The sequence below is a fragment of the Citrobacter sp. TBCP-5362 genome (assembly GCF_005406305.1).
GTDB lineage: Bacteria > Pseudomonadota > Gammaproteobacteria > Enterobacterales > Enterobacteriaceae > Citrobacter_B > Citrobacter_B koseri.
The window spans coordinates 1202948-1213812 of record NZ_CP040234.1 but is presented as its reverse complement, the minus strand read 5'-3'; the positions used below and the strand labels follow the sequence as shown (position 1 = coordinate 1213812).

General features: G+C 55.7%; 13 protein-coding genes. 2 read left to right on the top strand and 11 right to left on the bottom strand.

Annotation, left to right across the window (positions count from 1 at the left end):
* Positions 1–4 precede the first annotated feature (4 nt).
* Positions 5–847, top strand: coding sequence for a 3-mercaptopyruvate sulfurtransferase (gene sseA, locus FD428_RS05915; protein WP_058667898.1), 843 nt, complete (start codon positions 5–7; stop codon positions 845–847).
* Between the two features lie 90 nt (positions 848–937).
* Here sseA and sseB read toward each other — a convergent pair whose 3' ends face one another.
* The 11 genes from sseB to trmJ all read right to left on the bottom strand — a co-directional run bounded on the left by sseB (position 938) and on the right by trmJ (position 9846).
* Positions 938–1714 (bottom strand): enhanced serine sensitivity protein SseB, encoded by a 777-nt coding sequence (gene sseB / locus FD428_RS05910; protein ID WP_114848603.1) that lies wholly within the window; start codon positions 1712–1714, stop codon positions 938–940.
* A 94-nt stretch (positions 1715–1808) separates the two neighbouring features.
* A complete protein-coding gene (pepB, locus tag FD428_RS05905) occupies positions 1809–3092 on the bottom strand; it encodes an aminopeptidase PepB (protein WP_049010618.1) in 1284 nt (427 codons plus the stop codon).
* A 59-nt stretch (positions 3093–3151) separates the two neighbouring features.
* Positions 3152–3352 carry a Fe-S cluster assembly protein IscX gene (gene iscX, locus FD428_RS05900; RefSeq protein WP_012131252.1) on the bottom strand — a complete coding sequence of 67 codons (201 nt, stop codon included), beginning with the start codon at positions 3350–3352 and terminating at the stop codon, positions 3152–3154.
* 11 nt (positions 3353–3363) lie between these two features.
* Complete coding sequence (gene fdx, locus FD428_RS05895) at positions 3364–3699, bottom strand: ISC system 2Fe-2S type ferredoxin (RefSeq protein WP_012131251.1); 336 nt, start codon at positions 3697–3699, stop codon at positions 3364–3366.
* A gap of 1 nt (position 3700) precedes the next feature.
* Positions 3701–5551, bottom strand: a complete 1851-nt coding sequence (gene hscA / locus FD428_RS05890; RefSeq protein ID WP_110493950.1) for a Fe-S protein assembly chaperone HscA — start codon at positions 5549–5551, stop codon at positions 3701–3703.
* A gap of 15 nt (positions 5552–5566) precedes the next feature.
* Positions 5567–6082 (bottom strand): co-chaperone HscB, encoded by a 516-nt coding sequence (gene hscB / locus FD428_RS05885; RefSeq protein WP_114848602.1) that lies wholly within the window; start codon positions 6080–6082, stop codon positions 5567–5569.
* A gap of 95 nt (positions 6083–6177) precedes the next feature.
* Positions 6178–6501: an iron-sulfur cluster assembly protein IscA gene (gene iscA / locus FD428_RS05880; RefSeq protein WP_004104506.1), complete on the bottom strand. Its 324-nt coding sequence runs from the start codon at positions 6499–6501 to the stop codon at positions 6178–6180.
* A 17-nt stretch (positions 6502–6518) separates the two neighbouring features.
* The gene (iscU, locus tag FD428_RS05875; protein WP_002913991.1) at positions 6519–6905 is read right to left on the bottom strand and encodes a Fe-S cluster assembly scaffold IscU; all 387 of its coding nucleotides are present in this window, start codon (positions 6903–6905) and stop codon (positions 6519–6521) included.
* Positions 6906–6932: 27 nt separating this feature from the next.
* Positions 6933–8147 (bottom strand): cysteine desulfurase, encoded by a 1215-nt coding sequence (gene iscS / locus FD428_RS05870; RefSeq protein ID WP_024130117.1) that lies wholly within the window; start codon positions 8145–8147, stop codon positions 6933–6935.
* Between the two features lie 244 nt (positions 8148–8391).
* A complete protein-coding gene (gene iscR / locus FD428_RS05865) occupies positions 8392–8883 on the bottom strand; it encodes a Fe-S cluster assembly transcriptional regulator IscR (protein ID WP_012131246.1) in 492 nt (163 codons plus the stop codon).
* Positions 8884–9114: 231 nt separating this feature from the next.
* Positions 9115–9846: a tRNA (cytosine(32)/uridine(32)-2'-O)-methyltransferase TrmJ gene (trmJ, locus tag FD428_RS05860; protein ID WP_071258072.1), complete on the bottom strand. Its 732-nt coding sequence runs from the start codon at positions 9844–9846 to the stop codon at positions 9115–9117.
* Positions 9847–9964: 118 nt separating this feature from the next.
* Here trmJ and suhB point away from each other — a divergent pair, with 118 nt between their 5' ends.
* Positions 9965–10768 carry an inositol-1-monophosphatase gene (gene suhB, locus FD428_RS05855; RefSeq protein WP_024130116.1) on the top strand — a complete coding sequence of 268 codons (804 nt, stop codon included), beginning with the start codon at positions 9965–9967 and terminating at the stop codon, positions 10766–10768.
* The last annotated feature ends 97 nt before the right edge of the window (positions 10769–10865 follow it).

Sequence of the window (10865 nt, the reverse complement as noted above, 5' to 3'; positions counted from 1 at the left end):
GCCTATGTCCACCTCCTGGTTTGTCGCCGCCGACTGGCTGGCAGAGCATATCGACGATCCGCAAATTCAAATTATCGACGCCCGCATGGCACCTCCCGGACAAGAAGACAGGGATGTTGCGAGTGAATATCGTTCAGGCCACATCCCCGGAGCACTCTTTTTCGATATTGAAGCGCTCTCCGATCACACCTCGCCGCTGCCGCATATGATGCCGCGCCCGGAAGCCTTCGCCGTGGCGATGCGTGAACTGGGCGTACACCAGGACAGACATCTGGTGGTCTACGATGAAGGCAACCTGTTTTCCGCCCCGCGCGCGTGGTGGATGCTGCGAACGTTTGGCGTAGAAAACGTCTCAATTCTTGCCGGTGGTCTGGCGGGCTGGCAGCGCGATGAGCTGCCGCTTCAGGAAGGCGAAGTGGAACTCCCGGAAGGGGAATTTGACGTTAAATTCACGGCGGAGAAGGTTGTGCGTCTGACCGATGTACTTCTGGCGAGCCATGAAAGAACCGCGCAAATCGTTGATGCCCGCCCGGCGCCACGGTTTAATGCCGAAGCCGATGAACCGCGTCCGGGTCTGAAGCGTGGCCATATTCCCGGCGCGTTGAACGTGCCCTGGACGGAGCTGGTGCGTGAAGGGGAATTAAAAACGACCGATGAACTGGACGTCATTTTCTTCAGTCACGGCGTCAGTTTTGACAGACCGATTATCGCCAGCTGCGGTTCAGGTGTCACCGCGGCGGTCGTGGTGCTGGCGCTCGCCACGCTGGATGTGCCCAATGTCGCGTTGTATGACGGCGCATGGAGCGAATGGGGCGCGCGTAATGATTTACCGGTAGAACCGGCCTAACGTTTTGTAATGTGCCGGATGGCGCTTGCGCTTATCCGGCCTACAGTGCGGGTTGTCCCGGATGACGTTAACGCCATCCGGCTACCGGGATCAGATAATCCGATTCTGTTTGAAATCGCGCAGGAACCCGCCCCAGCGGCGCTCGTAGAACGGCGCGATGTGCTCGGTAATAAAGTGGCTGATGCCCTGCTCACCTTTTTTCACCTGACAGATATCAATCGGTTCATCGCCGGGCAAGGTATCAGTCGCCACGCTGCCCGCCGCATGAATGATCTCCTCGATGTCGCCATCCGCTTCGATGCCAATCAACAGATTCGGCTGGGCGTCATTGCTCTCTTTAATGGTGCAAAGAAAGGCGCGCTTAACCAGTTTGATGGTTTTAAACAGCGTGGTCAGGGAGTCAATCATCTGCGCAGGTGGTTCCGCCACCTCAGACAGAATCAGCGATTCACCGCCTTCCAGCACTTCCTGTGTACTCAGCGGATTGCCCTCTTCGCCGAGCAGATGGCTGATCTCACGCGGCATAAACTCTTTGCCGGTAGGCAGTTTTGCGTTCAGGAAGAGCGTTTCGCCGAGCGTCATTTCAAATAACGTGCGCACCGGCATCACCACAAATGCCTGCTCGTCTTCTACCGCCTGCTGCAAGGCTTCCAGAGAGGTAAAAAACGGGATGACCGTCGTGCCGTCTTCTTTTTCCCAGTGCTGCAAATCCAGCGCGCTATCGTCAACAATCGCTTCGCCTTCAGCCGCTGTGCCAGGCACCCAGACGGTGGACTCCAGTAAGGTACGGAAAAATGCCGGACGATGCGCGGGTTCAGTCGCCGCCTTCTCCAGCAGGGTTTCTAATTCGTTTTTTGTTTCGGACATAAGGATCACAATAGAGATGCGTGTAGGGCGGGTAAGCGAAGCGCCCCCGCCGTTATCTTGCCGGATAGCGCTAACGCTTATCCGGCCTACATAATTATGCTGTTAACAGGTTAGCGATGGTGCGCACACCCAAACCGGTCGCCCCTGCCGACCACTGCTCAACCGGCGCTTTACGGTAGGTTGCAGAGCAGTCAATGTGCAGCCAGCCCTGCTGGTAGTTTTCGACAAAGTGCGACAGGAAGCCCGCAGCGGTGCTCGCCCCGGCAGGATACGCCGCGCTACCGGTATTGTTCAGTTCCGCAAAGTTAGAAGGCAACTGATTGCGGTGGAACTCCGCCAGCGGCAGACGCCAGAACGGTTCGTTTTCTTCTGCCGCACTCGCCAACAGACGCCCCGCCAGCGCGTCATCAAAACTGAACAACGCGTGGTAGTCGTTACCCAGCGCGGTTTTCGCGGCGCCGGTCAGCGTCGCCGCATCGATGATCAGCTCTGGTTTTTGCGCGCTGGCGTCGATCAGGCCATCCGCCAGCACCAGGCGCCCTTCCGCATCCGTGTTCATCACTTCCACGTTCTTACCGTTGCGATAATGAATGATATCGCCCAGTTTAAACGCGTTGCCGCTGATCAGGTTATCCGCGCAGCACAGGTACAGCTTCACGCGTTTGTTCAGACCACGGGTAATCGCAAATGCCAGCGCGCCCGTTACCGTTGCCGCACCGCCCATATCGGACTTCATCGAGTCCATAAATGCGCTTTGCTTGATGCTGTAACCGCCGGAGTCAAAGGTAATGCCTTTGCCCACCAGACAGGCGTAAACCGGCGCGTCTTTATCGCCGGTTGGGTTGTAATCCAGCGCCAGCAGCACCGGCGCGCGATCGGAACCCCGGCCAACGGTATGCAGCCCCATGTAGTTTTGCTCGCGCAGATCTTCGCCTTTGGTAATGCGGTAAGAGACGTGATCGCACGCGACGCTGCACAGCAGATCAACGGCACGCTGCGCCAGCTGTTCCGGCCCCAGCTCTTCCGCCGGCGCGTTAATGGTGTCGCGCACCCAGTCAATGATCGCCAGACGGTTGTCCAGTTCCTTCTGCTTCTCATCGTCAAGATCTGGCCACTCGACCTTGCGGCTGCCTTTCGGCCCTTTGTAACCCTGCCAGAATGCCCAGCTACGCTCCACATCCCAGCCAGCGCCGGTCAGTTGTACGTGTTTAATGCCCAGGCCGTCGATTTTACGCGCCGCGCGCTGGATTAAACCGGAATCATCTTTACCGTTCAGGTGCAGGGTAATGCCGTCATTATTGATGCTGTATGTGGCTTTGTCTCCCCAGCGAGCGTCAGCCGGTTGGGTGGAGAGCGTAATTTTCATCGCTTCAGTCATTGTTCTTTTCCTTCTTCGCGCATACAGGAAAACGGGCCACCCGTGGGCAGCCCGTTTATTTATTCAGCTTCGTCCAGCCAGACCAGCAGGATAGCCTCAAGGATCTTTTCATTTGATGCCTGCGGGTCATCATCAAAATCCTCAAGATCGCAAATCCATTGATGCAGGTCGGTGAAACGAACGGTCTTAGGATCGAGATCGGGGAACGCGTCGTACAGCGCCTCGCCGATTTCGCGGCTATCAGTCCACTTCAGTCCCATACTACCCTCTGTTAATGCTCGCGTGCATGGTTGATTGTGTAACGTGGGATTTCGACCACCAAATCTTCATCGGTGACGCGCGCCTGACAGCCTAAACGGCTCTCCGGCTCCAGACCCCAGGCTTTATCCAGCATATCGTCTTCGTCTTCCGTGCTTTCCGGCAGGGAATCGAAACCTTCACGCACGATGCAGTGGCAGGTCGTGCAGGCACAGGATTTTTCACAGGCGTGTTCAATCTCGATACCGTTACGCAGGGCAACGTCAAGAATGGTTTCGCCGGTCTCAGCTTCCAGAACTGCGCCATCGGGACAGAGATCCTGATGAGGCAGAATAACAATCTTTGGCATATTAAACCTCGTCCACGGAATGGCCTTGCAGCGCGCGACGAACAGATTTGTCCATGCGACGAGCGGCGAATTCCTGGGTTTGTTTGTCTACGTTTTTAATGGCTTGTTCTATCGCGTCAACATCATCGCTCTGCGCAACCTCGCTCAAGTGCGCGGCGGCATCATCAATGACCTGACGTTCTGCGGCGCTTAGCAGCGCGGCATCAGCAGCGAGCGCGCCGGTCAGGCTTTCCAGCACGCGCGCCGCTTCCACTTTTTGCTCTGCCAGCATACGGGCTTTTACATCCTGCTCGGCAAAGCTCATTGAATCCTGAATCATGGTGGCGATTTCGCTGTCCGTCAGACCGTAAGACGGTTTGACCTGGATAGACGCCTCAACGCCGGTGGATTTTTCCATCGCGGTGACGTTCAGCAGGCCATCGGCATCCACCTGGAAGGTGACGCGGATATGCGCCCCGCCCGCCGGCATCGCCGGGAGCCCGCGCAGCGCGAAGCGCGCCAGCGAACGGCAATCCTGCACCAGCTCGCGCTCGCCCTGCATGACATGGATCGACATCGCGGTCTGACCATCTTTAAAGGTGGTGAAGTCCTGCGCGCGCGCCACCGGAATGGTGGTGTTACGCGGGATCACTTTCTCCACCAGGCCGCCCATGGTTTCCAGCCCCAGCGACAGCGGAATCACGTCCAGCAGCAGCATTTCGCTGTCCGGCTTGTTGCCGACGAGGATATCCGCCTGAATCGCCGCGCCAATGGCGACGACCTTATCCGGGTCGATTGCCGTCAGCGGCGGACGACCAAAAAATTCGCCCACGCGTTCGCGCACCAGCGGCACACGGGTGGAGCCGCCGACCATCACCACCTCCAGCACCTCCTGCGCCTCAACGCCCGCATCTTTCAATGCGCGGCGACAGGCCATCAGAGTACGTTTAACTAAAGCGGCGATAAGGTCATTAAACTGTTCACGGGTGATGTCGCCCTGCCAGCCCGCCACATTGACGCTAACGGAATCGGCATCACTCAGCGCGATTTTTGCCGCGATGGCGGCATCCAGCAGTTCACGCTGGACGCGGTTATCGCTGCGATCGGCAATGCCCGCCTGCTCACGGATGTAATCGGCCAGCAGATGGTCGAAGTCGTCGCCGCCGAGTGCGGAATCACCGCCAGTCGCCAGCACTTCAAACACACCGCGACTCAGGCGTAAAATAGAGATATCGAAGGTGCCGCCGCCGAGGTCGTAAACCGCGATAACGCCTTCTTTGCCGGAGTCCAGACCGTAGGCGATCGCCGCCGCCGTAGGTTCATTGAGCAGACGCAAGACGTGCAGCCCCGCCAGACGCGCCGCGTCTTTCGTTCCCTGACGCTGTGCATCGTCAAAGTAAGCAGGCACGGTAATAACCACGCCATCCAGCTCGCCCGACAACGCTTCCGTCGCCCGCGCCGCCAGCGCTTTCAGGATATCGGCAGAAATACGTACCGGGTTGAGCAGACCTGCCGCCGTTTCAATCATCGGCAGACCATTTTCACTGGCCTGGAACTGATACGGCAGATGGGGATAGCGCGTCTGAATATCCGCCAGCGAGCGGCCCATCATGCGTTTTACCGAGCTGATGGTGTTAGCCGTGTCCTGCGCCGCGTTCGCGCGCGCCGCGTAACCGACCGTGTGGCCCTGCTGCTGATAGTGAACGACTGACGGCAACAGATGGCGACCGTCGTGATCGGCCAGCGTTTCTGCCTGGCCGCTGCGAACGGTCGCAACCAATGAGTTGGTAGTACCTAAATCGATGCCTGCCGCCAGACGACGCTGGTGCGGCGCAGCGCTCAGACCAGGCTCACTAATTTGTAATAAGGCCATATTCGCTTCCGGGAATTAAAAATCGAGCAGCTTTTCTTCGAGTTGTTCGGCGCTGCTTCGCAGTTTATCGAGAAAACGCAGTTTACGCACGGTGTCCGCCGCCACGTCCCACGTCTCGTTGTCCAACTGTTCCACCATCAGCTGATGGCGGGCATCAAACATTGTTTTCACGCGCTTGATGAAACTTTCCAGTCGCGCTTCGTCCTTTGCCTGTTCTATTTCATCAAGCTCTTCACGCAGTTCCAGCTGTTCCATCAAAAACGCGGTATCGCGCACCGTATGCTGCTCGCTGGCCAGATCAAAGCCGTGTAGTGACAGTAAATATTCGGCGCGCGTCAAAGGGTGACGCAGCGTTTGCCAGGCCTGATTAATGGTCGCGGAGTGTTGTACGGCGGCGAGTTGCTCAGCCTGTGTACCGCTGGCGAATTTATCAGGGTGATACTGACGTTGAAGATCCTGAAAACGGAGGCTCAGCGCCTGGATATCGAGTTGATAGTGGGCTGGCAAGCCAAAGAGGGTGAAGTAGTCCATAACATTCTCAGGGCATCGACTCTCTGATGTTTCAGGGAGTCAGGTAAAACAAACCCCACGCGCAGGTGACCACGGTGGGGTTATCGGTAAGCACGTTACACGTTGAAGCTTTCGCCGCAACCACACTCGTCTTTTACGTTCGGGTTGGTGAATTTAAACCCTTCGTTCAGACCTTCTTTTACGAAGTCTAACTGCGTACCGTCCAGAAATTGCAGGCTCTTACCGTCGATCACGACTTTTACGCCTTTGTCTTCAAACACGGTGTCTTCTGCCGCCGGTTCATCAACAAATTCCAGTACATAAGCCATACCTGAACAGCCGGAAGTTCTCACCCCCAGGCGCAGGCCAAACCCTTTACCACGGTTTGCCAGAAAGGTATTTACTCGCGCTGCAGCACTGTCGCTAAGTGTAATCGACATAACAACCTCAACTCTTCTTATTTTGCTTCACGTTTGCTTTTGTAATCCGCAATAGCGGCTTTAATTGCGTCTTCTGCCAGAATGGAGCAGTGAATTTTCACCGGAGGCAGTTCAAGCTCGTCTGCGATATCGGTATTTTTAATCGCTTGCGCTTCGTCCAGAGACTTCCCTTTCACCCATTCAGTGACCAGGGAGCTGGACGCGATAGCGGAACCGCAGCCGTAAGTCTTGAAACGCGCGTCTTCAATGATACCTTCATTGTTGACTTTAATCTGCAACTTCATCACGTCGCCGCAAGCCGGTGCACCCACCATGCCGCTGCCTACGTTTTCGTCGCTGTTGTCAAAGGAACCCACGTTGCGTGGATTCTCGTAATGATCGATTACTTTTTCGCTGTAAGCCATTATAAATTCTCCTGATTCCGATACCGATTAATGATGAGCCCATTCGATGCTGTTCAAATCCACGCCCTGTTTGAACATTTCCCACAGCGGGGAAAGGTCACGCAGACGACCGATGGATTTGCGCACCAGCTCAATGGTGTAGTCGATCTCTTCTTCAGTAGTGAAACGACCTAAAGAGAAACGGATAGAGCTATGCGCCAGCTCGTCATTCATGCCCAATGCGCGCAGCACATAGGACGGTTCCAGACTTGCGGACGTACAGGCGGAACCTGAAGACACCGCCAGATCTTTCAGCGCCATAATCAGGGATTCGCCTTCAACGTAGTTAAAGCTGACGTTGAGAATGTTCGGCGCGCCCTGTTCCAGGTCACCGTTCAGGTAAACTTCTTCGATATCGTTGATGCCGTTCCACAGACGGTTACGCAGCGTGCGCAGACGCGCCATCTCGGTTTCCATCTCTTCTTTCGCGATACGGTAAGCTTCGCCCATACCGACGATCTGGTGTACAGGCAGCGTACCGGAACGCATACCGCGCTCGTGACCGCCGCCGTGCATCTGCGCTTCGATACGAATACGCGGTTTACGACGCACATACAGCGCGCCAATCCCTTTCGGGCCATAGATTTTGTGGCCGGAGAAGGACATCAGGTCTACTTTCAGTTGGCTCAGGTCGATAGGCAGTTTGCCCACGCTCTGGGTGGCGTCAACGTGGTAGATAATGCCACGCGCACGGCACATTTCGCCGATGGTCGCGATATCCTGCACCACGCCGATTTCGTTGTTAACGTGCATGATGGACACAAGAATGGTGTCATCGCGCATCGCCGCTTCGAGTTCTTTCAGATCGATAATGCCGTTGCTCTGCGGCGCCAGGTAAGTAACCTCAAACCCTTCGCGCTCAAGCTGACGGCAGGTATCCAGCACGGCTTTATGCTCGGTTTTGCTGGTGATGATGTGCTTGCCTTTTTTCTGATAAAAGTTGGCCGCACCTTTAATCGCCAGGTTGTCGGATTCAGTCGCACCGGAGGTAAAGACGATTTCACGCGGATCGGCGCCAACCAGTTCTGCGATCTGGTTGCGGGCGATATCTACCGCTTCTTCAGCTTGCCAGCCGAAACGGTGTGAACGAGAGGCCGGGTTACCAAAGGTTCCGTCCAGGGTCAAAAACTGCATCATTTTCTCGGCAACACGCGGGTCCACCGGCGTGGTTGCGGAGTAATCGAGATAGATCGGTAATTTCATTGCTCTATAAACTCCGTACATCGCTTCAATGCAAGGAATCAGGCAACCGGCTGGATGTACGACCGAGTACACGGGGCGAGTAAACGCCCCGGCCTGATTCTGAAATCTATTATAATTTTTTACCCTAACTGTTTTGCGGTGCAGCAAGGCGACAAGCTTGTGAAACCCAGGCGCTTACATAAGTAAGTGACTGAGGTGAACAAGCGCGGCCAACACAGCAGCGCCCCGAAACAGGGCGGGTAAATTACGCGCGCAGTTTGACGTCGATTGCGTCTTGCGTACGAGTGCTACGTGGCGCGTCATGGGTGTGCTGACGATCAGACACATCCAGAACTTCCTGGTTATTCACCAGTTCGCCTAAGGTAATGTTGTTGAGGAAACCGGTCAGACGGTCACTCAAATCACGCCACAGCGCATGCGTCAGGCATTTATCGCCGCCCTGACAGCCGCCTTTGCCCTGACAACGGGTCGCATCTACCGACTCGTCAACAGCGCTAATCACTTCGCCAACCGCGATGCTACCTGCGTCTTTACCCAACAGATAACCACCGCCTGGGCCACGTACGCTGGAAACCAGACCATTTTTACGCAAACGTGAAAACAGCTGTTCCAGATAAGAAAGGGAAATTCCCTGACGTTCAGAAATATCAGCCAACGGTACCGGGCCCGCTTCGGAGTTGAGCGCAACGTCCAACATTGCGGTCACGGCATAACGCCCTTTAGATGTCAGTCTCATGTCTTACTTAACCTCAAACTCGCCCCTGCCCGGGGTTTTTTATTGTAAAATGGGGGTATTGCATAGCAGGGTCAAGTCTGACATTCCCGACTAAATCAGTCAACTATTTACTTGACTAATTTAGTCAGGTATTTAACCTTCAGTGCCGTTTCTGTTTGCCGGATGGCGCTTCGCTTATCCGGCCTACAATATTCGGCCTGCAAATCGTGCAGCCATCCGGCATCAACACGCTTACTTGCCTTTATTCTGCTGCTCAATAGAAGCAAGAATGCCGCGCAGGATGTTCAGTTCCTGGCTTTCCGGGCGCGCACGCGTAAACAGACGACGCAGTTTGTTCATGACCTGCCCCGGATGGCCTTCACGGATAAAGCCGGTTGAAAGCAGCGTCTGCTCCAGATGGCCGTAAAAACGTTCCAGGTCGTCCACCAGCGGATATGGCGTCTCTTCATGTTCCGCCGCCTCGTCGTTTTCCTGCGTTGCCAGCCAGGCCATACGCACTTCGTAGGCGATCACCTGTACCGCCATCGCCAGGTTGAGCGAGCTGTATTCCGGGTTTGCGGCAATCGCCACATGGTAATGGCATTTTTGCAGTTCGTCATTGGTCAGACCAACGCGCTCGCGGCCAAAGACCAGCGCAACCGGCGTATTCGCGGCTTCCGCCACGCTTTTCAGACCGCATTCGCGCGGGTCCAGCATCGGCCACGGCAGCGTGCGGGAACGCGCGCTGGTGCCGACCACCAGGCTACACCCTGCCAGCGCGTCATCGAGCGTATCGACGATCTGCGCATTGCCGATCACATCGCTGGCGCCAGCCGCCAGCGCGATAGCCTGGGAATCCGGCTTGACCAACGGATTGACCAGCCACAGGTTTGTTAAACCCATTGTTTTCATGGCGCGGGCAACAGAACCCATATTGCCGGTGTGAGAGGTTTCCACCAGCACAATTCGAATATTTTGCAGCATTGTCTTTCTTCGGCTAAAGATTATTCGGGCATATTATCATAAAACGGAGACATATTCCGAACTCGCTGCTATACTCTGCGCCGTTTTCCCGTTCTTTAACATCCAGTGAGAGAGACCGATGCATCCGATGCTGACCATCGCCGTGCGCGCAGCGCGCAAGGCGGGTAATGTAATTGCCAAACACTACGAAACGCCTGACTCAGTAGAAACCAGCCAGAAAGGCAGCAATGATTTTGTGACCAACGTCGATAAAGCCGCCGAAGCGATTATTATCGAAACGATCCGCAAATCTTACCCACAGCACACCATCATTACCGAAGAAAGCGGTGAACATGAAGGTACCGATCAGGATGTTCAATGGGTTATCGATCCACTGGATGGCACCACCAACTTTATCAAACGTCTGCCGCACTTCGCGGTATCTATCGCCGTACGCATCAAAGGCCGTACTGAAGTTGCGGTAGTTTACGATCCTATGCGTAACGAACTGTTCACCGCCACTCGCGGTCAGGGCGCACAGCTGAACGGTTACCGTCTGCGCGGCAGCACCGCGCGCGACCTGGATGGCACCATCCTGGCGACCGGTTTCCCGTTCAAAGCCAAACAGTATGCGACCACCTACATCAATATCGTTAGCAAACTGTTCACCGAATGCGCTGACTTCCGTCGCACCGGTTCTGCTGCGCTGGATCTGGCGTATGTGGCTGCGGGTCGCGTTGACGGTTTCTTTGAGATCGGTCTGCGTCCGTGGGATTTCGCCGGTGGCGAACTGCTGGTGCGTGAAGCGGGCGGTATCGTCAGCGACTTTACCGGCGGCCATAACTACATGACGACCGGTAACATCGTGGCCGGTAACCCGCGCGTGGTTAAAGCGATGCTGGCAAGCATGCGCGACGAATTGAGCGATGCGCTGAAGCGTTAATCGTTTGATGCCGGATGACGGCTAGCGCCTTATCCGGCCTACCAGGGGAGTTTCCCGTAGGCCTGATAAGCGAAGCGCCATCAGGCATTCATCCGAC